This window comes from Rhizobium sp. CG5, from assembly GCF_023701945.1.
Taxonomy (GTDB): domain Bacteria; phylum Pseudomonadota; class Alphaproteobacteria; order Rhizobiales; family Rhizobiaceae; genus Allorhizobium.
This window is the reverse complement of the sequence record NZ_JABAEF010000005.1, coordinates 69,617-92,095: the sequence shown is the minus strand read 5'-3', so window position 1 is coordinate 92,095 and position 22,479 is coordinate 69,617. Positions and strand designations below refer to the sequence as shown.

Genomic DNA, 22,479 nt, shown 5'->3' with positions numbered 1-22,479 from the left:
GTCAAACCTCCTTGTTTTTCAGGTCATTGCGATGCTTTTGGGTTGCGACGGGCACAAGCATGCGTATTGTCCGCCCGACTTGTAAATCTTGAGTCGTTTCATGCCAATCAGAAAGGGTGGAAACATGAATAAGAATGAACTCGTATCGGCAGTCGCCGAGAAGGCCGGCCTCACCAAGGCTGACGCCGCTTCCGCTGTAGATGCCGTTTTCGAAACGGTGCAGTCCGAGTTGAAGGCCGGCGGCGACATCCGTCTCGCAGGCTTCGGCGCCTTCACGGTTTCGCGTCGCGAAGCTTCCAAGGGCCGTAACCCTTCGACCGGCGCGGAAGTCGACATTCCGGCTCGCAACGTTCCGAAGTTCTCGGCTGGCAAGGGTCTCAAGGACGCTTGCAACAGCTAATCGATTTCCCATCCAGACGGCAATTGAACGATTGCCGTCTGGATGGGACGACGATGTAGAAGACCCGGCCACCGTGCCGGGTTTTTTATTACCCGCTTGCTTGTTCCGCAGCGGTTGGATTATCGAGACAGGGCCGGACCTGCGGGGCATGGCGCATCCGCCAGCATTGGTTTCCCGCTGCTCTCATGCGTCCTGGTTCGTGTTGGTCCTTTGTCGAGGAAACGAAGACATGAATCAGACTTCCCGATCGTTCAAGCGGTCGCGCGCCTTTGCCGGAGCATCCTTTATGGTGCTGGCGGGCATCGCCTTTGCAGTCCTCAACGTCGTCACCCAATGGCTCGCCATGACGCTCGCCTTTCCGGCCGCCTCGATGGCCTTCTGGCAATATGGCTTCGCGCTGGTCCTGTCGCTGCCACTGCTATGGAGGCTCGGATGGTCGGCCATGCGCACCCGCTTTCCCGGCCGGCATATCGTGCGCGTGGCGCTGGCGGCCTTTGGCGTACAGGCCTGGATCATGGGCCTGGCCTCGGTGCCGATCTGGCAGGCGATCGCGCTGGTCATGACCTCTCCGTTTTTCATCATTCTCGGCGCCCGGCTGTTTCTGGGCGAAGCGGTCGGATGGCGGCGATGGGCGGCAACGGCGGTCGGTTTCCTCGGCGCCATGATCATCCTCCAGCCGTGGTCGGACGACTTTACCACCGCTGCTCTGCTGCCGGTGCTCTCGGCTCTGCTGTGGGGTGCGTCATCCCTGTTGATGAAGAACCTCACGGCCTATGAGCGGCCGGAGACCATTACGGTCTGGTTGCTGGTCCTGCTGACGCCGATCAATGGCGGCCTGGCGCTTGCCGCCGGCTTCGTGGTGCCCACCGGCGCCGCCCTCTGGCTGCTGCTGGCGGCCGGTCTTCTGACGGTCGCTGGCCAATATCTGCTGACGCTTGCCTATAATGCCGCCGACGCCGCCTATGTGCAGCCCTTCGACGACCTGAAGCTGCCGCTCAATGTTCTGGCCGGCTGGCTGGTGTTCGGCTACGCGCCGGCCGGGCTGCTATGGCTCGGTGCGCTGCTCATTCTGGGCGCATCGCTGTTCCTGATGAGCAGTGAATTGCGCAAGGAACGACAGACGGCGCCGGCCTGATCGGCGGCCCGCGCCACGAACTCGATAAAACGGAACAACTGTCATGTGCCTGTCATCCACATGACGCAAAAGCCTCCTGTTGGTTTCTCATGGAAACAGGAGGTTTCCCCCATGGCTTTTAATCTTTCCCGCGCCGCATTCACGGCTGCCCTGCTGGCCTCGGTCGCCGTACCGGCCAGCGCCGAGCAGGTCTTCAACCGCATCGCATCCTTCCCGGTCGCCACCAATCTGCCGGCCGACAAGGACAAGCTGTCCACCACCTCGGCGGAAATCGTCACCGCATCGGAAGACGGCATGACGCTGGTCTATTCCGACAGCCCGCTCGGTGCGATCGGTTTCGTCGACATTAAAGACGCCAAGGCTCCGAAGGCCGCTGGTGCGCTGATGATGGACGGCGAGCCAACCTCGGTTGCCGCCATCGGCAGCAAGGTACTGGTCGCCGTCAACACCTCCGAGAGCAAGGCCAAGCCGTCCGGCCGCCTGGCAGTCGTCGACATCGCCACCAAGAAGATCGACTCGACTTGCGATCTCGGCGGGCAGCCGGATTCGGTTGCCATCTCGCCGGACAAGAGCTTTGCCGTCATCGCCATCGAGAACGAGCGTGACGAAGAGGTCAACGAAGGCAAGATTCCGCAGATGCCGGCCGGTGACCTCGTCATCGTCTCGCTGAAGGACGGCACCGTCGATTGCGCCAGCATCAAGCATGTCGCCATGACCGGCCTGGCCGAGATTGCCGGCGACGATCCGGAGCCGGAATTCGTCTCCATCAACAGCCTCGGCGAGATTGCGCTCACGCTGCAGGAAAACAACGAGATCGTCATCATCGACGGCAAGACCGCCACGGTGAAGACTCATTTCTCGGCCGGGACGGTTGACCTCGCCAGCATTGACACCAAGTCCGATGGCGCCCTCAAGTTCAACGGCAAGAAGGAAGGCGTCAAGCGCGAGCCCGACGCTGTGAAGTGGCTGGACGACAACCGTCTCGTGGTGGCCAATGAAGGCGATTACGAAGGCGGTTCGCGCAGCTTCACCATTTTCGACAAGACGGGCAAGGTCGCCTACGAATCCGGCCCTTCGCTGGAACTGGCGATCGCCCAGATCGGCCATTTCCCCGACAAGCGCGCCAAGTCCAAGGGTGTCGAGCTCGAAGGCCTGGAAGCAGCCACCTTCGGCGGCCAGAAGTATTTCTTCGTGCTGGCCGAGCGCGCCTCGGTGGTCGGCGTCTACAAGGACACCGGCGCCGAGCCGGAACTCGTGCAGATCCTGCCGTCGGGCGTTTCGCCGGAAGGCGCTGTGGCCATTCCGGCCCGCAACCTGCTGGTCACCGCCAACGAAGTCGATCTCGGCGAAGACGGCGGCCCGCGCTCCCATGTCATGCTCTATGAGCTTGGCGAAGGCAAAGCCGCCTATCCGATGATCCAGTCCGCTCTCGTCGATGGCGCGCCGATCGGCTGGGGTGCCCTGTCCGGTCTGGTCGGCGATGCCGAGAAGGCTGGCCAGCTCTATGCCGTCAATGACAGCTTCTACAGCATGCAGCCGACCATTTTCACCGTCGACGCCAACCAGTCGCCGGCCGTCATCACGGCGGCCCTGCCGATCACCCGAGCCGGTCAGCCGGCCCAGAAGCTCGACATCGAAGGCGTGACGCTGGACGGCAAGGGCGGCTTCTGGCTGGCCTCCGAAGGCGATGCTGCCAAGCTCACCGGCCACGGCCTCTACAATGTTGACGCCAAGGGCGAGATCAAGACCGAGATCGGTCTTCCGGTCGAGCTGCTGGCCGGCCAGACCCGCTTCGGCTTCGAAGGCGTGACGCTGATCGGCAAGGGCGACGACGCGACGCTGTGGATGGCCATGCAGCGCGAATGGAAGGATGACGACAAGGGCACCGTCAAGCTCGTCTCCTACAACATCAAGGCCAAGGAATGGGGCGCTGTCAGCTACCCGCTCGACAAGACCGAAGCCGGCTGGGTCGGCCTGTCGGAAATCACCGCCCACGGCGATCACGTCTATATCGTCGAGCGTGACAACCAGGTCGGCGACAATGCCAAGCTGAAGAAGCTCTACCGCGTTGCCATTGCCGACCTGAAGCCGGCCAAGCTCGGCGACAAGCTGCCGCTGGTGGCCAAGGAAGAATTCCATGACTTCATCCCGGACCTGAAGGTGACCAACGGCTACGTCGTCGACAAGCTGGAAGGCTTCACCTTCGACGCGAGCGGCAAGGCCTTTGCCGTGACCGACAATGACGGCGTGGACGACTCCTCCGGCGAGACGCTGTTCTTCCCGGTCGACCTGAAGGGCACCAACTAAGTCTCCTAAGTCTTCGTCCTCCCAAGACGACTGCAAGCGGAAGGCCGGGCGCGCGATCGCCCGGCCTTCTGGCATTTGGGAAGGGAAGCCATGGAATGTCCGTGAGATCGGCTCTTCTTTTGTGAGTTTTCGTGGCCCCTCATCCCCGGCGCAACGAGTTGCGCCTGACCTGCCGGCACCTTCTCCCCGCAAGCGGCGAGAAGGACGGATGCCGAACCGTCTCCATCCCTCTCGCGCTTCGAGCCGGGCACGTCCCCTCTCCCCGCTCGGCGGGGAGAGGTCGGAGCAACAAGTTGCTCAGGGGTGAGGGGCAAGGCCCAAGGCCCAAGGCCCAAGGCCCAAGGTCCAAGGCCCAAGGCCCAAGGATGCGATCGAGCGCAAACCGCATCAAAGCCCGCGCAGGAAGGCGATCACCGGTTCGGCGAGGGCCTTAGGCGCCGAGACATGCGGTGCGTGGCCGGTGGCAAGAGTGGCGACGGCCGCACCTGGCACCAGCTGCTGCATGCGGCGTTGCAGGTAGAGAAACACCGACTGGTCCTCCGTCGCCTCGACATAGAGCCTGGGGACGCTGCCGAAGCGGTCCTGTGTCAGATGCGGTGCGGTTGCCCTGCCGCCTTCCGGCTGCGGCGTCAGGCGGGCTGCGGCGCGCGCTGCCACATCCCGTGGCAGGTCGTTCAGGAAGTGCCGGATCGCGGCGTCCGCCGCTACGCTGCTGGTCAGCCGGTCGGCAGACCAGATCAGATGCGGGGAGATGCCGGCCGCCTCCGGGTGCTCGGTCAGCGCCTCGCGCACCAACTGGCCAAACCCCATGCCCGACGGCAGCATCATGCCGGCCACATAGACAAGGCCGCGGATCGCTTGCGGCACCGCCTCGGCCAGGGCAGAGGCCGCCACTCCGCCGCCGGAATGGGCGATCACCGCCACCGGCCCGCCGAGAGCCTCGACGATGGTTCTCAGATATTCCACATATAGCGCGAGCGTGACCTTTTCCGCCGGCGTGTCGTCGGTGCCGTTGCCGGGCAGGTCGATGGCAACAGGCCGAAAGCCGGCATCGGCCAGCAGCGGCGAAAAATCCTCCCAGACCCAGGCGCCCTGCCAGGCGCCGTGAATCAGCAGCACGGGCAGGGGGGCTTGGCTCATCCCTTGGCGGCCGGCGCGTAGGAGCGCTGGTACATGGCCTTCAGATGATCCTCGACGGTGATCGGCGGAAATTTCGGCTGTTCGCCGGGGGCAAGGCAGTTCGGCAGGCATTCGACCACATGGTCGGGATTGCCGACATAGAAGAACGGGATCGAATAGCGCTCCCGGCCGCTGTCGTTGACGACCCGGTGCAGCGTCGAGCGGTAGCGCTCGTTGGTCCAGCGGGCGATCATGTCGCCGAGATTGACGATGAAGGTGCCGGGGATCGGCTCGGCATGGATCCAGCTGCCACCATCGGCATCGAATACCTGCAAGCCGCCGACATCGTCCTGCACCAGGAGCGTCAGCCCGCCGAAATCCGTATGGGCGCCGGCCCCCTTTTCGTTGGGCGCGGCATCGCTCGGCTGCGGCGGATAATGCAGGAGCCGGAGCGTGCCGAGCGGTTCGCGGCAATAGGCGTCGAAATGGGTCTCCGGCAGGCCGAGCGACAGCGCCATGCCGCGCATCAGCCGCTCGCCGAGATCGGTCAAAGCCGCGAAATAGGCCATCATGGTCGGCCGGAAGCCCGGCTGGTCCGTCGGCCACTGGTTCGGTCCGCGGTTGAAGCGGCGCGCCATCACGCGCGGGTCGTCGGGGCCGAGTTCGGGGCCGATGTAAAAACCTTCCTTCAGATCGGCCGGCGCACCCGGCTCCAGCGTCTGGCCGCGCAGATGCTCGTAGCCGCGATTGCAGAAGGACTGCACCTTGTCGACGGCGAGCTTCTCGTCGATCGGCCGGTCGAAGAAGGCCCGGGTCTCGGCAAAGGCCGCATCGATCAGCCCCTCAGGGATGCCATGCCCGGCGCAGTAGAAGAACCCCTTGTCGAGGCACGCCTGGCGCAGGGCGGCACCGACCTCGGCGCGCGTCTCAGGGCTGGACGACGAAAGACCGGAAATGTCGATCACCGGCAGGGCGGCCGTCTCGACGGAACGGGCTTGCAAGAGGGCGCTCATGGACGGTCTGGCTCCTGGCTGGCGGGGATCGTGTCAGCGAGGCTAGTTCAGCCGGAGCCCGGTCGCAACGGGGCGTATGATCAAATTTTGGGTGTTCTTGTTGGGTGCTTATGGATTGGGCATGGTACCGCATGTCGAAGCGCCTGACGTGTTCTGCGCCCCGTCACGCACGGTATGGGGTAAAGCAAGAGATGCCGCCTGCAAACGTCAGGCAGCCACTCTCCCGCAAACCCTACCAGCGCTGATGCACATGCGGTGCGATCAGCCGCTCGTAGGTGTCGTGGGCCGCTGCCATCACCTCGGCAGAGAGCGCCGCCAGATCCGAGGCTTGCGCATTGGCCTTGGCCTGGGCGGCATTGCGGGCGCCGGGGATGACGACGGTCACGGCATCGTGCATCAGGATAAAGCGCAGCGCCAACGCCGCCATGGAGCCGCCCTGCGGCACCAGCTTGCGAATCTCTTCAACGGCCTCAAGGCCGGTCTCGAACGGCACGCCGGCAAAGGTTTCGCCGACATCGAAGGCCTCGCCATGGCGGTTGAAACTGCGGTGGTCGTCCGTGGCAAACACCGTCTCGCGGCTGATCTTGCCGGACAAAAGGCCGCTCGCCAGCGGCACGCGGGCAATCACGGCGACATTTTTGCGTTTGGCTTCCTGGAAAAACAGACCGGACGGGCGCTGGCGAAGCAGGTTGAAGATGATCTGCACGCTGACGACGCCCGGATATTCGATCGCCTTCAGCGCTTCCTCGACCTTTTCGACGCTGACCCCGTAATGGCGGATCTTGCCGGCCTTTGTGAGATCGTCCAATGCGCCGAACACCTCGGGGCGATAGAACACCTCGGTCGGCGGGCAATGCAGTTGCACGAGATCCAGCGTTTCGACACCGAGATTGGCAAGGCTGCGATCGATGAAACCTTCGAGATTGGCCTTGGTATAGCCCTCCGCCACATGCGGGCTCAGCCGCCGGCCGGCCTTGGTGGCGACCATCGGCCGGGCACCGCTGCGGGATTTCAGGACATCGGCAACGATCTTTTCCGAGCGGCCGTCGCCATAGACATCGGCCGTGTCGACAAAACTCATGCCGGCATCCAGCGCTGCATGGAGCGCGGCGCGACCGTCGGCCTCCGAGACATCGCCCCACGAGCCGCCGATCTGCCAGGCGCCGAAACCGATATCGCTGACGGTAAATCCGGTCTTTCCAAAACCATGCTGTCGCATTTTGTCTCCCTTGCATCATTCCGTGCGGTTGCTGGTAACAACTGCGGTCGCAAGCGGCAAGGTCAAGGGCGGCGGGCCGGAAACGTCATCGAAAAGCCCGGAAGCCATGATATCCAGGGCATCACGTTGAAACAGGCCAACCGTGCGAGCGCCTTTGCATCAGATTTTCTCCATCCGACCGGGGAGTTTCCAATGGTGTTGCTGAAAGCGACCCTGTGGAAAGTTTGGCGGATAGTGCGGTGGCTGTCGCTGCTGGCTTCCGTCTGGCTGCTCGGTGAGCAGGGGCTGGCGCTCTATCGCACCGGCATTGCCTTTGGCTTGGTCGATCCGGTGCACCTCGCCGAATACCGGCTCTACATGGCCGGCTCCGATCGATTTGTCGCGGAAATCGAGGCGGCGATCGCGGCGGAGGACTATGGTTATGCCGAGGATCTCGTGACGCTTGCCACCCGCTACGGCCATGACCTGCCGCCCGATCTGCGGGAAAGGGCCGTGCCCGGTTTTGCCACCCGCGCCTTCGTGTCGAGCAGCCGCGCGGCGCGCGGTTTCATCTTCGGCTCCTTCGACAGCGGCGAGGAGATTGCCGGCTCGGTTGCCAGCGATCTGGTCGGCGTCGGCGATCTCCGGGATTTCTCCGTCCAGGGCGTGGCCTACATGGCCGGGCGCGATTACGATCCCTTGCTGCTCGGCCTGTCGGCGGCCGGCCTCGGGCTGACGGCGGCGGCCTATGGCACGGCCGGTGCCGGCGCCCTGCCGGATGCCGGCCTGTCGCTGCTGAAGAACGCCTATCGAGCCCGAAAACTGTCGCGGCCGCTGACCACGTACCTCACCAAAACCGCAACCCGCGTCGTCGACATGAAGGTGCTGCGCCGCGAATTGACGGCGGTGGCCGACGAGGGGGTAACAGGCCTCGGCAAGGTCAGGAGTGCGGCCGCCAAGTCGCTCGACAAGACCGCCGCCCGCACCCTGCTGGACGATGCCGAGGTGCTGGGCGATATCGGCAAGCGCGGCGGCGCACGGGCTTCCGTTGCGGCCCTGTCGATTGCCGACGGCCCGAAAGATCTGCGCAAACTGCAGCGCGTTACCCGCCATTTCGGAGCCGAATCGTCCGCCGTGCTGAAATTTCTCGGCAAGACGGTGCTGAAAGCCGGCTATGGGCTCTATGCCTTTGCCGCGGCCGTGGCCTCGCTGGCCCTGACGCTCCTGTGGATCGCCATCAAGCTGCCGGCCCGGCTGATGCTGCGCCTGCTGGGACGCCGGCTGGGATTTGGCGCGGCGACCACCGGCCTTGTGCTGCGGCCGCTGTCGAGGCTTTGGTAGCCAAAGCCGATGGCCAAGATGATCAGGAAAGGCGACCTGCCGAGCAAGGCCTGTGCCCAGTGCAACCGGCCGTTTGCCTGGCGCAAGAAGTGGGAAAAGACCTGGCACGAGGTGCGCTTCTGCTCGGATCGCTGCCGTAGCGACTCGAAATCGACGCGAAAGGCCTGACGGCGGCGAGGCGCGATCCAGTTCGCGCCGATCTGCGTAACAGATCAAATGACCCACTCCGATGACACCGGCACCCCGCCGCACCGCTCCAGCGCCTCTTATGCGCTCTATGCCCTTCCGGCCATCCCGCTGGCGGCCATCGCTTTGCCCTTGTACATCATCGTGCCGTCCTTCTATGCCGGTCGCTTCGGCCTGTCCTTGGCGGCAATCGGTACGGTGCTGATGGCAATCCGCATCCTCGACGCCGTCACCGATCCGCTGATCGGCTGGCTGTCGGATCGTTTTCGCTCGCGGTTCGGACGGCGGCGCATGTTTTTCCTGGCCTCGGTGCCCCTGACGGCGCTGTCCGCCTTTATGCTGTTCTGGCCGCCGGAAGGCGCTGGCCTGCTTCATCTGGGGATATGGGGTGCGTTGCTGTCGGTGGGTGCCACCTGGTCGCTGCTGCCCTATACGGCCTGGGGTGCGGAACTGGCGACGGGCTATCAGGATCGTGTCCGACTGTCGGGCTTTCGCGAAGGGGCAACCCTGGTCGGCACGCTGCTGGCGATCACGCTTCCCTTTGTCGTCGGACTGGACAACGACCGCGCCTTTCACGGACTGGCCTTTCTGTCGCTGGCCATCGTCGGCCTGCTGCCGCTGACGGCGTTGATCGCCGTTCGCTTCGTGGCCGAACCCCGTGACCGCACCACCCGCCGGTTGGCCCTTGGCGAGAGTGTCCGGTTTCTGACGCGCAACCGGCCATTTCTCAGGTTGGCTGCGGCCTTCCTGCTCAACAGTTTCGCCAATGCCATCCCGGCCTCGCTCTTCCTGTTCTTCGTCAGCGAGCGGATCGGCGCCGCCAGCCTGCAGGGGCCGCTGCTGTTTGGCTATTTCTTCTGCGCCGTGCTCGGCGTGCCGCTGGCCGTCTTGGCCGCCCGCTATCTCGGCAAACACCGCGCCTGGTGCCTGTCGATGATCGTCACCACCGTCATCTTTTCCAGCGCCGGCTTTGTCGGAGAGGGGGATGTGGCAGCTTTTGCTGCGATCTGCGCCGTGACAGGCCTGCTGCTCGGCTTCGACCTGGCCCTGCCGCTAGCCATCCAGGCCGATGTCATCGATCAGGACACGCTGCAATCGGGCGAACAGCGCTCCGGCCTCTATTTCGCCGCCTGGAGCTTCATCACCAAGCTGGCACTGGCGCTGTCCGCCGGCATCGTCTTTCCGATTCTCGGGCTCGCCGGCTTCGTGACCGCGCCGGGCACCCCGCAATCCCCCCTGGCGCTCGGCACGCTGGTCGTCCTCTACGCCTGGCTGCCGATCCTGCCGAAACTGGCGGCGATCGGCATCATGTGGAATTTCGAACTCGACGAGAAGGCTCATGACGTTCTGCGGGAAAGCCTCGACCGGGGGAGCGGGTCGACATGACAAGCGTGATCATACAATTGAAGGAATCGGCTTCGGATGCTGGGGTACAGTCTAAGCCGGGATAGCGTGATCTGTCGGCGAGTGTCTGGGGCGTGGTTAGGGGTGCAGCTAATCCAAGCTAATCGGAACAACCGTGCAGTAAGCTGTCAAGATTAAATACAGCCTGCACAAATGGACTATCCCAGTCTGGCCTTCCAAACTTGCGGGCGTCGATGCATACGTTTGGTTTTAAAAAATCGATAATCTTCTAGTCGGGCCGCCACGTCGTCGTTAAGTAGGTGGAGCGTTCTAAGAAACTCTTCAAGCTCATCTGGTGACGGTTCGAATCCGATGCCTTTTCGCAGATCTGCCGAATAGAATTCGTTCCAGAGTCTGCGATCCTCTTCTTTAAGGCCAGCTGAGAGATTGCGAGTTACGAATAGTGAATAGTCGAAGTCGATATAGGGGTATTCTATTGCCTTAATTTCTGCGATCTCCCTGTCGCTCGCGCCGAGAGTCTTCACCGTATTGAGGACCTTTTCTCGCATGGTATCTTGGCTGTCGATACTCGTTCCACCAAGACGACTATGCGCTTGCATCGACCACAAAATCGCCTTCGAAAGCTCAACACCTAGCAAGTTTAATTGTGTCACCGTCGCTTTGGCCTCATCGATAGCTTGCCGCATCTCTCCTTCCAGGCCATCCTTGGAAAACTTGAATTTGGCGATATCCTCAAACCGCGCGGCCACTAGGCATATACAAGCGGCGAGAAGTGACAGAAACTGACCGTCGGCCTCTCTAAAGAGGCGATAAACAAAGATCGCTAAGAATACCACAGCGCCGGCGTAGAAGAAGTCTCTCCATACTCGAACGGACATCTCTTCCTCATTCGCTAAAGGTTGTTGTAGAGCTGTAGCATAAGATCAATGGCGCCGACGGCAGAAGTGCCGGCGCTGACGAAGAATGCAAGGGCCCAAATGGGACGCGCCCACATCATCCGCCTGGCCTCCTTTGCCAGTTGCTGTTGACGAAGTGGCTCAAAATCATCGACGGATACCATGTTCCGGAAAAAGAAGTTGATCTCCTCCAGTCCCTTCATCCGCATATGCATGGCGAATAATTCCCAGCAGATAAAAGTGGCAAGTGATATCATACCCATCATGCCAATGAATGAGCCGTGCCAGCTATCGATATCTGACCTCATTAGCGTCCAGGTTGCGAAGTATCCAGCGTAGCCTACTGCCATGACTGTGTTAAAGTATTTGGAGGCTTCCTCATACTGGCGGCGATACAGATCTTCCGCTTCCTTCTTGTATACCGCAACCTTTCCTTCAATATCTCGAGCTCTAGCTCGCGCCTCCTTTGACTTCTCATCATAGCCGATATAGCGCCACAGGCCATCAATCTCATCAGTCAATTGGAGAACGTATTGCGCGGTTTCCTTGTCCATGGCCATTTTCTATTCCGATCATGATTCGATCCATGAGAGAATATACACCGACCTACCGATCATCATTGGCAGTTCATTGGAGATTCAACTACAAATCAGGCCTTTGTGACATTGCCATTCCCACTTGAGGTGAGCCTTTATTAATTTCCGCGGCGCATTTTGGTTGCCGCCGCCTACTAATGTTGCGGAGATAGGGCAAAAGGTGGAGTGGGATAAGCAGTCGTACTAAGGGACGCCATTCGTCAACCTGCGCTCGCTTGCCGGTCATTTAAAGTCCGCTGCTGGCGTTAAAACGGAGAAACGCTAATAGCGACTAGACTTACACAAATATCAAAAGGAAAAATGGTGGGCGATGACGGACTCGAACCGCCGACATCCTCGGTGTAAACGAGGCGCTCTACCAACTGAGCTAATCGCCCTAACGCATGAGGCAGGTTGTCCCCGCCGCGTCGGTGGCCGTGATCTATGCGGATCGGCGAAAATCCGCAAGAGCGTTTGTGAAGTTTTTTTGTTTTTTTTAGCGCGTCGGACCGGCCGGGCTGTCGCAGCGCCTTGTTTGCCGGGCTTCTCGGCGCAGAAGCAGGGAAGGGGGGAAACGGTGGAGGATTCCGTCTCGAAGCCCTGTGCAAAACATTTTGCATTCCGTCACGGTTTTGTCTTCGATCACGCTTGACACCCCTTCGCGAACCCCTTAGTTAGCCGCTCATCGACGGGCTACGGTTCGTCGGACAGGAGCGCTTGCCGCTCCCGTTTTCAAGATATGCGCGGGTGTAGCTCAGTTGGTTAGAGTGCCGGCCTGTCACGCCGGAGGTCGCGGGTTCGAGCCCCGTCACTCGCGCCATCTCTTGAAAGTTCTGTTTTGCTGCGGTTCGGATTTGGCTTTGCCGGTTCGTATCGCAGATCGGATCGCCTCATTGCGGTCTTATATGCGCGGGTGTAGCTCAGTTGGTTAGAGTGCCGGCCTGTCACGCCGGAGGTCGCGGGTTCGAGCCCCGTCACTCGCGCCATTTCTTCAAATCACCTCCCTGTCTTTCCTCGATTATTATTGCGCCGCAAAGGCATAATATGCCGATTTGCCGCGACACGCTTTTGACCGCCTGTTAAAGTCGCGGAGGTTGCGGGTGAAAAGCCTCCACCCGGTCTTGCGCAACCGCTCAGCCTGCGCTAACCACGGCTCTTAGCAACACTCTTTTCGGCTTGTTGGCTTCGGCCAGAAATGCCGCCCGGCATTCAATCAAGCGGGGATGGATATGATGACTGAACTGCTCAGTTCCTACCTTCCGATAGCAATTTTCATCGGTATTGCGTTGATCATCGGCCTAGCTTTGCTGATCGCGCCCTTTGCCGTGGCCTTCAAGGCGCCGGACCCGGAAAAGCTTTCCGCGTTCGAATGCGGCTTCAATGCCTTCGACGACGCCCGCGTCAAGTTCGATATCCGATTCTATCTGGTGTCGATTCTCTTCATCATCTTCGATCTGGAAGTCGCCTTCCTGTTTCCCTGGGCTGTGTCCTTCGGTGAAATCGGCTGGTTCGGCTTCTGGTCCATGATGGTTTTTCTCGGCGTCCTGACCATCGGCTTTATCTATGAATGGAAGAAGGGAGCCCTGGAATGGGAGTAGCCCCAGTGAACACCACCCTGGTTGCCCAGCAGCCCAAGGGGCTCGTGGATCCTTTGACCGGCAAGCCGGTTGGCAGCGATGATGCCTATTTCGGCGAGATCAACAATGAGCTCGCCGACAAGGGCTTTCTGGTCACCTCGACCGACGAGCTGATCACCTGGGCCCGCACGGGATCGCTGATGTGGATGCAGTTCGGCCTGGCCTGTTGCGCCGTGGAAATGATGCAGGCCTCCATGCCGCGCTACGACATGGAGCGCTTCGGCTTTGCGCCCCGCGCCTCACCGCGCCAGTCCGACGTGATGATCGTCGCCGGGACGCTGACCAACAAGATGGCGCCGGCTTTGCGCAAGGTCTATGACCAGATGCCGGAGCCGCGTTACGTGATCTCCATGGGCTCCTGCGCCAATGGCGGCGGCTACTATCACTATTCCTATTCCGTCGTGCGCGGTTGTGACCGTGTCGTGCCGGTCGACATCTATGTGCCGGGCTGTCCCCCCACGGCAGAGGCACTGATCTACGGTGTGCTCCTGCTGCAGAAGAAGATCCGCCGCACCGGAACGATCGAGCGCTAAGGGCAAAGGACAATACCATGAGTGAAGCCCTGAACGAGCTTGCGTCCTATCTTAAGGAGGCACGAGGCTCGGTGATCACCTCGACCGAGGTGACCTATGGCGAATTGACGCTGGTGACCACGCCGGCCGCCATCATCGAGCTGCTGACCTTCCTGCGCGACGACGTGCAATGCGGTTTCGTCTGCATCATCGATGTCTGCGGTGTCGACTATCCGCAGCGCGAAAAGCGCTTCGACGTCGTCTACCACCTGCTGTCGCCGCGCCAGAATATGCGCATCCGCGTCAAGCTGGCAGTCGCCGAAGACGAGCCGGTGCCGTCTGCAACCGCTGTCTATCCCGGTGCCGACTGGTTCGAGCGAGAAGCCTGGGACCTCTATGGCGTGATGTTCACCGGCCACCCGGATATGCGCCGCATCCTGACCGACTACGGTTTCGAAGGTCATCCGCTGCGCAAGGATTTTCCGACCACCGGTTTCGTGGAAGTGCGCTACGACGACAATGCCAAGCGCGTCATCTATGAGCCGGTCGATCTGAAGCAGGAATTCCGGAATTTCGATTTTCTCTCGCCCTGGGAAGGCACGGATTATGTGCTGCCGGGCGACGAGAAAGCGGCCAAGTAGGGAAGCGGATCGCCATGACTGAACACAATGTCCGCAATTTCACCATCAACTTCGGCCCGGAACATCCCTCCGCGCACGGCGTGTTGCGCCTCGTTCTGGAACTGGACGGCGAAATCGTCGAGCGCGTCGATCCGCATATCGGCCTTCTGCATCGCGGCACCGAAAAGCTGATCGAAACCAAGACCTATCTGCAGGCCGTTCCCTATTTCGACCGTCTCGACTATGTCGCGCCGATGAACCAGGAACACGCCTTTGCCTTGGGCGTCGAACGGCTTCTCGGCCTCGAGATCCCGATCCGCGGCCAGCTGATCCGCGTGCTGTTTTCGGAAATCGGCCGCATCCTCAACCATCTGCTGAACGTCACGACCCAGGCCATGGACTGCGGCGCGCTCACGCCGCCGCTCTGGGGCTTCGAGGAACGTGAAAAGCTGATGATCTTCTACGAGCGGGCCAGCGGCGCGCGCCTGCATGCGGCCTATTTCCGTCCGGGCGGCGTGCACCAGGACCTGCCGCCGGAACTCGTCGACGATATCGACAAGTGGTGCGACCAGTTCCCGGCACGGCTCGCCGACATCGACAAGCTCTTGACCGGCAACCGCATCTTCAAGCAGCGCAATGTCGATATCGGCGTGGTGTCGCTGGAAGACGCCTGGGCCTGGGGCTTTTCCGGCGTCATGGTGCGTGGATCCGGTGCTGCCTGGGACCTGCGCAAGTCGCAGCCCTATGAATGCTATTCGGATTTCGACTTCGACATCCCGGTTGGCCTGAACGGCGACTGCTATGACCGCTACCTGGTGCGCATGGAAGAAATGCGCCAATCGGTGCGCATCATGAAGCAGGCGCTGGCCCGCCTGAAGGGCGAGGCCAGAAACGGCCCGGTCTCGGCGCTGGACGGCAAGGTCGTGCCGCCGAAGCGCGGCGAGATGAAGCGTTCGATGGAAGCCTTGATCCACCATTTCAAGCTTTACACCGAAGGCTATCACGTGCCGGCCGGCGAGGTTTACGCCGCCGTCGAGGCGCCGAAGGGCGAGTTCGGTGTCTATCTGGTCTCCGACGGCACCAACAAGCCGTATCGCTGCAAGATCCGCGCTCCGGGCTATGCCCACCTGTCGGCCATGGATTTCCTGGGTCGCGGTCACATGCTCGCCGACATGGCAGCCCTGATCGGGTCGCTCGACATCGTGTTCGGAGAGGTGGACCGCTGATGCGATCTGGTCTGCTGGCCTTGGCCGTCGTGACATTTGCTGCCGGCGCTATGGCGCAGGACAGTGACGTTTCGACGAGCAATTCCTCGGCAGACATGGCACAGCTCATCGAACAGGGATATGAGATCAAGGCGGCCGCCCCGAACGGCACCAAGTTCGTCGTGTTCCTGCAGAAAGAAAAGTCGGCCTATGCCTGCGAATTCGCCTCGGTGACGAGTTCGCGGTGTAGAACCATAAACTGAGATAAGGCGTGAGGAAGTATGTCCGTTCGTCGATTAGCCGAAGACCAATTCCAGCCCGCAGCGTTCTCCTTCAGTGAGGAAAACGCGGTCTGGGCCGAGGCCACCATTCGCAAATATCCAGAGGGCCGCCAGCAATCGGCGGTGATCCTGCTGCTGATGCGCGCCCAGGAACAGGACGGCTGGGTGACGCGCTCGGCCATCGAGTTCGTCGCCGACAAGCTCTCCATGCCCTATATCCGGGTGCTGGAAGTCGCGACCTTCTATACCCAGTTCCAGCTGAAGCCGGTCGGCACGCGCGCCCATGTGCAGGTCTGTGGCACCACGCCGTGCATGCTGCGCGGCGCCGAGGATCTGATCAAGGTCTGCAAGAGCAAGATCAGTGCCAATCCCCTCGAGCCCAATGCCGACGGCACGCTGTCGTGGGAAGAGGTGGAGTGTCAGGGCGCCTGCGTCAATGCACCGATGGTGATGATCTTCAAGGATAGCTACGAAGATCTCACGCCGACCCAGCTCGAGCACATCATCGATCGTTTTGAAGCAGGCAAGGGCGCCGATATCAAGCCGGGGCCACAGGTCGACCGGGTCTATTCCGCTCCTGTCGGTGGCCTGACGTCCCTGACCGAAGAGATCAAGCCGGTCAACATTCTCGGTGACGTGCCGCCTGCCGCACCGCCGGCCAGCGTTCAGCCGGCCAATGCCGCTCGGCCAAACACCGCTGCCGACGAGACCAACCCGGCGCTGAAGACGCCGGCCACCGACAAGCCGGCCGCCGCGGCCAATGCCAAAGTGTCCGGCGAGACCGCCGACAAGGCGGGCGAGCCCGTGGTGACGACGGCCGAGGGATCGCCCTCCGCCAGGGCTGCCGCCGCACCCAAGCCGTCGCTCGACGATCCGGCCCGTCCGGCTGGCATCGAGAAGCCCACCACCGTCGACGATCTCAAGCTGATCTCCGGCGTCGGTCCGAAGATCGAAGGCACGCTGCACAGCCTCGGCATCTTCACCTATGCGCAGGTCGCGGGCTGGACGAGCGCCGAGCGCCAATGGGTCGACGGCTACCTGCGCTTCAGCGGCCGCATCGAGCGCGACGACTGGGTCAAGCAGGCCGAGGCGCTGGCCCGCGGCGGCGAAGCGGAATACATCAGGGTCTTCGGCAAGAAGCCACGGTAAGGGTTGAGACATGTTACACGATCAGGATCGCATCTTTACCAATATCTACGGCCTCAAGGACAAGTCCCTGAAGGGCGCGATGAGTCGTGGCCACTGGGACGGCACCAAGCAGATCCTTGAAAAGGGTCGCGACTGGATCATCAACGAGATGAAGGCCTCGGGTCTTCGCGGCCGCGGCGGCGCAGGCTTCCCGACCGGTCTGAAATGGTCCTTCATGCCCAAGGAAAGCGACGGCCGACCCCATTATCTGGTGGTGAATGCCGACGAATCCGAGCCCGGTACCTGCAAGGACCGCGACATCATGCGCCACGATCCGCACACGCTGATCGAAGGCTGCGTGATTGCCTCCTTCGCCATGGGTGCCAATGCCGCCTATATCTACGTTCGTGGCGAATACATGCGCGAACGCGAAGCGCTGCAGGCCGCCATCGACGAATGCTACGATGCCGGATTGCTGGGCAAGAACAACAAGCTCGGCTGGGACATGGAGATCTTTGTTCACCATGGCGCCGGCGCCTATATCTGCGGCGAGGAAACCGCCCTTCTCGAAAGCCTCGAAGGCAAGAAGGGCCAGCCGCGCCTGAAGCCGCCGTTCCCGGCCAATATGGGCCTCTACGGCTGCCCGACCACGGTCAACAATGTCGAGTCGATTGCCGTTGCCCCGACCATCCTGCGCCGTGGCGCCGGCTGGTTTTCCGGCATCGGCCGACCCAACAATGTCGGCACCAAGCTGTTCATGGTCTCCGGCCATGTGAACCGTCCCTGCACGGTCGAAGAAGCGATGGGCATTCCCTTCCGCGAACTGATCGAAAAACATTGCGGCGGCGTTCGCGGCGGTTTTGACAATCTGCTGGCTGTCATCCCGGGCGGTTCGTCCTGCCCGGTGGTCAAGGGCGAGAACATTCTCGACGCGCCGATGGATTTCGACGGCATGCGCGACGTCAAGTCGTCGTTCGGCACCGCGGCGGTCATCGTTATGGACAAGTCCACCGACATCATCAAGGCCATCTGGCGCCTCTCGGCCTTCTACAAGCACGAGAGCTGCGGCCAGTGCACACCGTGCCGCGAAGGCACCGGCTGGATGATGCGCGTCATGGAGCGCATGGCCAAGGGCAATGCGCAGAAGCGCGAAATCGACATGCTGTTCGATGTGACCAAGCAGGTCGAGGGACACACGATCTGTGCGCTCGGCGATGCGGCCGCCTGGCCGATCCAGGGCCTGATCCGCAATTTCCGGCCTGAGATGGAAAAGCGCATCGACGAATATACCCGCAACGCCATGGCCCATGGCGTCGTCCTGGAAGCAGCGGAATAAGGGAGCCGGTTGGATGGTCAAGGCATCGGATAAGACGAAGGACGGAGGCGCGCCCGAACCGGCTGACTTCAGCCGCGTCGCCGATGCGTTGAAGGACATTCCGGCCGTCCCATTGCATCCGCTGATGGCCCATCCGGCAGCCGCCTTTGCGGCGGCAACCGCGATCGGTTTCGGCTTTGCCACCCAGATGGCCGGCGCCTTTTTCGGCTCCCTACAAGGGGTGATGGACGCCAGCAACAGGCTGGCGCGCAAGGCCGAGGAAGGCTCTGCGGACGACGATGCACCGCTCAAGGATTTGCCGGCGGAAAGTCCGGAACCTGTCGCGGCTGTTGCAGTCGCTTCCGAACCCGAGATTGCCAAGCCCGTTGCGACGCCGAAGCCGGCAGCAAAGCCATCGGCGACCAAGGCACCTGCTGCTAAGCCATCGGCCGCCAAGGCGCCTGCTGCCAAGGCACCTGCTGCCAAGTCTCCGGCTGCAAGCCCCGTTGCCAAGGCGAAAGCCGGTCCTGCGGTAACGCCGGTGGCCAAGGCTGCGGCCAAGCCGGTCAAGACGGAAAAGACAGCCGACAAGGCCCCGGTGGCCAAGCCGGCTCCCGCCAAGGCTGAGCCAGCGCCGGCAAAAGCCAAGGTCTCCAAGGCCAAGCCGGATGATCTGAAGACGATCTCCGGGATCGGCCCGAAGGTCGAGCAGGTTCTGAACGGCATGGGCTATAGCCGCTATGCCGATATTGCCGGCTGGACCGAGGCCGACATTGCCAAGGTCGAAGAGACGCTCGGCTTTGCCGGACGCGTTGAGCGAGACGACTGGGTCGGCCAGGCCAAAGCCCAGGTAAAGCCCAAGGCCAAGACATTGAAGGGGAGCAAGGCGTGATGCCGCGGCTTACCCCGGACGCAAGACTATGGCGCGTGGCTCAAGACTCAGGCAAAGCCGGGTGGTGGGTTTCGCAGCACGATGAATTGAACATGCACGGCAACAGCGAAAAGGCTCAGACCTCTTCGCAATTGCCGGAGGTTACACTCTGGCAAGTGACGCAGGCTGCGTGAGACAGGAAGGCGAATATGGCAAAGCTGAAAGTCGACGGTAAAGAGATCGAAGTTCCGGATCATTTCACGCTGTTGCAGGCGTGCGAGGAAGCCGGCGCCGAGGTCCCGCGCTTTTGTTTCCACGAACGGCTGTCGGTTGCCGGCAATTGCCGCATGTGCCTTGTCGAAGTGAAGGGCGGCCCGCCGAAGCCGGCGGCCTCCTGCGCCATGGGCGTGCGCGACGTTCGCGGCGGCCCGAATGGCGAATTGCCGGAAGTTTTCACCAATACGCCGATGGTCAAGAAGGCCCGCGAAGGCGTGATGGAATTCCTGCTGATCAATCATCCGCTGGATTGCCCGATCTGCGACCAGGGCGGCGAATGCGACCTCCAGGACCAGGCCATGGCCTTCGGCATGGACAGTTCGCGCTACTCTGAAAACAAGCGCGCCGTCGAAGACAAGTATATCGGCCCGCTGGTCAAGACCGTGATGAACCGCTGCATCCACTGCACGCGCTGCGTCCGCTTCAGCACGGAAGTCGCCGGCGTTGCCGAGCTTGGCCTGATCGGCCGCGGCGAGGATGCCGAGATCACCACCTATCTCGAGCAGGCCATGACGTCTGAACTGCAGGGCAATGTCGTCGACCTCTGCCCGGTCGGCGCCCTGACCTCCAAGCCGTTCGCCTTCACGGCCCGTCCGTGGGAACTGGGCAAGACCGAATCGATCGACGTGATGGATGCGCTCGGTTCGGCGATCCGGGTCGATACCCGTGGCCGCGAAGTGATGCGCATCATGCCGCGCGTCAACGAACAGATCAACGAAGAGTGGATCTCCGACAAGAGCCGCTTCATCTGGGACGGCCTGAAGACCCAGCGTCTCGACCGCGCCTATGTGAAGAAGGACGGCCGCCTGCAGCCAGCCAGCTGGGCCGACGCCTTTGCCGCCATCAAGTCGGCTGTCGCGTCGACGAGCGGCGACAAGATCGGCGCCATTGCCGGCGATCTGGCCTCGGTCGAGGAAATGTATGCGCTGAAGGAACTGCTGAGCGCGCTGGGGTCGGCCAATACCGACTGTCGCCAGGATGGCGCAGCCCTTGACCCGGCGCTCGGCCGCTCAAGCTACCTGTTCAACCCGACCATCGAGGGCATCGAAGCGGCCGACGCGCTGCTGATCGTCGGCGCCAATCCGCGCTATGAGGCCTCGGTGCTCAACGCCCGCATCCGCAAGCGCTGGCGGCGCGGCGGCTTCCCGATCGGCGTGATCGGCGAGCCAGGCGAATTGCGCTACGACTACAGCTATCTCGGCGCCGGTCCCGACAGCCTGTCGGACCTGGTCGCTGGCAGCGGTGCTTTCTTCGATGTGCTGAAGAATGCCAAGAACCCGATGATCATTGTCGGGCAGGGGGCGCTGGCCCGCGCTGATGGCGCAGACGTTCTGGCCAGTGCCGCCAAGCTCGCAGAGGCGGTCGGCGCGGTCACCGAAGGCTGGAACGGTTTTGCCGTCCTGCATTCGGCCGCATCCCGCGTCGGCGGCCTCGATCTCGGCTTCGTGCCGGGCGACAAGGGGCTTGCCGCGGCGGATATGCTGAGCGGCATGGACGTGCTGTTCCTGCTGGGCGCTGACGAGCTGGATTTTTCAACCAAGGGCGCCAAGTTCACGGTCTATATCGGCTCGCATGGCGATCAGGGCGCCCATAACGCCGACGTCATCCTGCCGGGCGCGACCTATACCGAGAAGTCGGGCATCTGGGTCAATACCGAAGGCCGCGTCCAGATGGGCAACCGCGCCGGTTTCGCGCCGGGCGAAGCCCGCGAGGACTGGGCGATCATCCGCGCCCTGTCGGACGTGCTGGGCAAGAAACTGCCGTTCGATTCGCTGCAGGCTCTGCGTGCCAAACTTTATGCCGCCCACCCGCATTTTGCCGCTCTCGACGAGATCGCGACAGGCGATAGCGGCGAAATTGCCGCGCTTGCGAAAAAAGCCGGGAAGATGGGCAAATCCGGGTTTGCGTCGACGGTGAAAGACTTCTATTTGACGAACCCGATAGCACGCGCTTCGGCGGTCATGGCCGAGTGTTCGGCATTGGCCCGCAAGAACTTCCAGGCAGCGGCAGAGTAAGGGCAGGGGACCATGGACACCTTCGTTTCGACCTATGTCTGGCCCGCGGCCATCATGATCGGCCAGTCGCTTCTGCTGCTGGTCGCGCTGCTCGTCTTCATCGCCTATATCCTTCTGGCCGACCGCAAGATCTGGGCTGCCGTCCAGATGCGGCGCGGCCCGAACGTGGTTGGTCCGTGGGGGCTGTTCCAGTCCTTCGCCGACCTTTTGAAGTTCGTCTTCAAGGAGCCGATCATTCCGGCCGGCGCCAACAAGGGCGTCTTCCTTCTGGCGCCGCTGGTCTCGGTGACGCTGGCGCTTGCCACCTGGGCCGTCGTGCCGCTTGCCGATGGCTGGGTGATCTCCAATATCAATGTCGGCGTCCTCTACATTTTCGCGATCTCCTCGCTGGAGATTTACGGCATCATCATGGGTGGCTGGGCTTCCAACTCGAAGTACCCGTTCCTCGGCGCCCTGCGCTCCGCAGCCCAGATGGTGTCCTATGAAGTGTCGATCGGCTTCGTCATCGTCACCGTGCTGCTCTGCGTCGGCTCGCTGAACCTGACCGATATCGTCAATGCCCAGCAGGACGGCCTCGGCACGATGATGGGCCTGCCGGCCTCGTTCCTCGACTGGCATTGGCTGTCGCTGTTCCCGATGTTCGTGATCTTCTTCATTTCGTCGCTGGCCGAGACCAACCGTCCGCCTTTCGACCTTCCGGAAGCCGAATCGGAACTGGTCGCCGGCTTCATGGTCGAATACGGCTCCTCGCCGTATATGATGTTCATGCTCGCCGAATATGCCGCCATCGTGCTGATGTGCGCCCTGATGACGATCATGTTCCTCGGTGGCTGGCTGCCGCCGGTCGACGTGTGGTTCCTGAACTGGGTACCGGGCATCTTCTGGTTCGTGCTGAAGGCATCGATGGTGTTCTTCATGTTCGCCATGGTGAAAGCCTTCGTGCCGCGCTATCGCTACGACCAGTTGATGCGTCTGGGCTGGAAGGTCTTCCTGCCGCTGTCGCTCGGCATGGTCGTGATTGTTGCATTCGTGCTGAAGCTGATGGGATGGGCGTGATCATGACCGTTCCTTCTTGCTGCAGAAT

The 22,479-nt window shown here is 62.0% G+C and carries 21 protein-coding genes and 3 tRNA genes; 18 read left to right on the top strand and 6 right to left on the bottom strand.

What is annotated here, in order from left to right; genetic code table 11:
* The first annotated feature begins 124 nt into the window (after positions 1–124).
* From hupB to HGO38_RS10160, 3 genes are all read left to right on the top strand, one after another.
* Positions 125–400, top strand: a complete 276-nt coding sequence (hupB, locus tag HGO38_RS10170) for a DNA-binding protein HupB (protein ID WP_168474538.1) — start codon at positions 125–127, stop codon at positions 398–400.
* Between the two features lie 229 nt (positions 401–629).
* Complete coding sequence (locus tag HGO38_RS10165; RefSeq protein WP_250955768.1) at positions 630–1,535, top strand: DMT family transporter; 906 nt, start codon at positions 630–632, stop codon at positions 1,533–1,535.
* A gap of 111 nt (positions 1,536–1,646) precedes the next feature.
* A complete protein-coding gene (locus HGO38_RS10160; RefSeq protein ID WP_250955767.1) occupies positions 1,647–3,842 on the top strand; it encodes an esterase-like activity of phytase family protein in 2,196 nt (731 codons plus the stop codon).
* Positions 3,843–4,229: 387 nt separating this feature from the next.
* On the opposite strand, the gene HGO38_RS10155 is transcribed toward HGO38_RS10160, so the two are convergent.
* The 3 genes from HGO38_RS10155 to HGO38_RS10145 all read right to left on the bottom strand — a co-directional run bounded on the left by HGO38_RS10155 (position 4,230) and on the right by HGO38_RS10145 (position 7,193).
* Positions 4,230–4,982 carry an alpha/beta fold hydrolase gene (locus HGO38_RS10155; protein WP_250955766.1) on the bottom strand — a complete coding sequence of 251 codons (753 nt, stop codon included), beginning with the start codon at positions 4,980–4,982 and terminating at the stop codon, positions 4,230–4,232.
* On the bottom strand, positions 4,979–5,974 hold the full coding sequence (locus HGO38_RS10150; RefSeq protein WP_250955765.1) for an isopenicillin N synthase family dioxygenase: 996 nt from the start codon (positions 5,972–5,974) through the stop codon (positions 4,979–4,981). The genes HGO38_RS10155 and HGO38_RS10150 overlap by 4 nt, the downstream gene beginning before the upstream one ends.
* A 232-nt stretch (positions 5,975–6,206) precedes the next feature.
* Positions 6,207–7,193: an aldo/keto reductase gene (locus HGO38_RS10145; RefSeq protein WP_250955764.1), complete on the bottom strand. Its 987-nt coding sequence runs from the start codon at positions 7,191–7,193 to the stop codon at positions 6,207–6,209.
* A 192-nt stretch (positions 7,194–7,385) separates the two neighbouring features.
* Here HGO38_RS10145 and HGO38_RS10140 point away from each other — a divergent pair, with 192 nt between their 5' ends.
* From HGO38_RS10140 to HGO38_RS10130, 3 genes are read left to right on the top strand one after another with little or no spacing between them, the layout of a single operon-like run.
* The gene (locus HGO38_RS10140; protein ID WP_250955763.1) at positions 7,386–8,513 is read left to right on the top strand and encodes a hypothetical protein; all 1,128 of its coding nucleotides are present in this window, start codon (positions 7,386–7,388) and stop codon (positions 8,511–8,513) included.
* A 9-nt stretch (positions 8,514–8,522) separates the two neighbouring features.
* Positions 8,523–8,681 carry a DUF2256 domain-containing protein gene (locus HGO38_RS10135; RefSeq protein WP_250955762.1) on the top strand — a complete coding sequence of 53 codons (159 nt, stop codon included), beginning with the start codon at positions 8,523–8,525 and terminating at the stop codon, positions 8,679–8,681.
* Between the two features lie 48 nt (positions 8,682–8,729).
* Positions 8,730–10,085 (top strand): MFS transporter, encoded by a 1,356-nt coding sequence (locus HGO38_RS10130; RefSeq protein ID WP_250955761.1) that lies wholly within the window; start codon positions 8,730–8,732, stop codon positions 10,083–10,085.
* Positions 10,086–10,261: 176 nt separating this feature from the next.
* On the opposite strand, the gene HGO38_RS10125 is transcribed toward HGO38_RS10130, so the two are convergent.
* From HGO38_RS10125 to HGO38_RS10115, 3 genes are all read right to left on the bottom strand, one after another.
* Positions 10,262–10,942: a hypothetical protein gene (locus tag HGO38_RS10125; RefSeq protein ID WP_250955760.1), complete on the bottom strand. Its 681-nt coding sequence runs from the start codon at positions 10,940–10,942 to the stop codon at positions 10,262–10,264.
* Positions 10,943–10,956: 14 nt separating this feature from the next.
* Complete coding sequence (locus tag HGO38_RS10120; RefSeq protein WP_250955759.1) at positions 10,957–11,514, bottom strand: hypothetical protein; 558 nt, start codon at positions 11,512–11,514, stop codon at positions 10,957–10,959.
* A gap of 343 nt (positions 11,515–11,857) precedes the next feature.
* Positions 11,858–11,933 (bottom strand) — tRNA-Val (locus tag HGO38_RS10115).
* A gap of 345 nt (positions 11,934–12,278) precedes the next feature.
* Between HGO38_RS10115 and HGO38_RS10110 the strand changes: the two genes are divergently transcribed.
* From HGO38_RS10110 to nuoH, 12 genes are all read left to right on the top strand, one after another.
* A tRNA-Asp gene (locus tag HGO38_RS10110) sits at positions 12,279–12,355 on the top strand.
* Positions 12,356–12,444: 89 nt separating this feature from the next.
* A tRNA-Asp gene (locus HGO38_RS10105) sits at positions 12,445–12,521 on the top strand.
* Positions 12,522–12,767: 246 nt separating this feature from the next.
* Complete coding sequence (locus tag HGO38_RS10100; protein ID WP_250955999.1) at positions 12,768–13,133, top strand: NADH-quinone oxidoreductase subunit A; 366 nt, start codon at positions 12,768–12,770, stop codon at positions 13,131–13,133.
* Positions 13,124–13,705: a NuoB/complex I 20 kDa subunit family protein gene (locus HGO38_RS10095; RefSeq protein WP_168473195.1), complete on the top strand. Its 582-nt coding sequence runs from the start codon at positions 13,124–13,126 to the stop codon at positions 13,703–13,705. The genes HGO38_RS10100 and HGO38_RS10095 overlap by 10 nt, the downstream gene beginning before the upstream one ends.
* 17 nt (positions 13,706–13,722) lie before the next feature.
* The gene (locus tag HGO38_RS10090) at positions 13,723–14,325 is read left to right on the top strand and encodes an NADH-quinone oxidoreductase subunit C (RefSeq protein ID WP_250955758.1); all 603 of its coding nucleotides are present in this window, start codon (positions 13,723–13,725) and stop codon (positions 14,323–14,325) included.
* Between the two features lie 14 nt (positions 14,326–14,339).
* Positions 14,340–15,530, top strand: coding sequence for an NADH-quinone oxidoreductase subunit D (locus HGO38_RS10085; RefSeq protein WP_250955757.1), 1,191 nt, complete (start codon positions 14,340–14,342; stop codon positions 15,528–15,530).
* Positions 15,531–15,580: 50 nt separating this feature from the next.
* Positions 15,581–15,772, top strand: a complete 192-nt coding sequence (locus HGO38_RS10080; RefSeq protein ID WP_502941541.1) for a hypothetical protein — start codon at positions 15,581–15,583, stop codon at positions 15,770–15,772.
* 18 nt (positions 15,773–15,790) lie between these two features.
* The gene (gene nuoE, locus HGO38_RS10075) at positions 15,791–16,939 is read left to right on the top strand and encodes an NADH-quinone oxidoreductase subunit NuoE (RefSeq protein WP_250955755.1); all 1,149 of its coding nucleotides are present in this window, start codon (positions 15,791–15,793) and stop codon (positions 16,937–16,939) included.
* A 10-nt stretch (positions 16,940–16,949) separates the two neighbouring features.
* Positions 16,950–18,254 (top strand): NADH-quinone oxidoreductase subunit NuoF, encoded by a 1,305-nt coding sequence (gene nuoF / locus HGO38_RS10070; RefSeq protein WP_250955754.1) that lies wholly within the window; start codon positions 16,950–16,952, stop codon positions 18,252–18,254.
* A gap of 13 nt (positions 18,255–18,267) precedes the next feature.
* Entirely contained in the window at positions 18,268–19,125 is an 858-nt protein-coding gene (locus HGO38_RS10065; RefSeq protein WP_250955753.1) for a helix-hairpin-helix domain-containing protein, read from the top strand.
* 188 nt (positions 19,126–19,313) lie between these two features.
* Positions 19,314–21,395 (top strand): NADH-quinone oxidoreductase subunit NuoG, encoded by a 2,082-nt coding sequence (gene nuoG / locus HGO38_RS10060; protein WP_250955752.1) that lies wholly within the window; start codon positions 19,314–19,316, stop codon positions 21,393–21,395.
* Between the two features lie 12 nt (positions 21,396–21,407).
* Complete coding sequence (gene nuoH, locus HGO38_RS10055; protein WP_250955751.1) at positions 21,408–22,451, top strand: NADH-quinone oxidoreductase subunit NuoH; 1,044 nt, start codon at positions 21,408–21,410, stop codon at positions 22,449–22,451.
* The last annotated feature ends 28 nt before the right edge of the window (positions 22,452–22,479 follow it).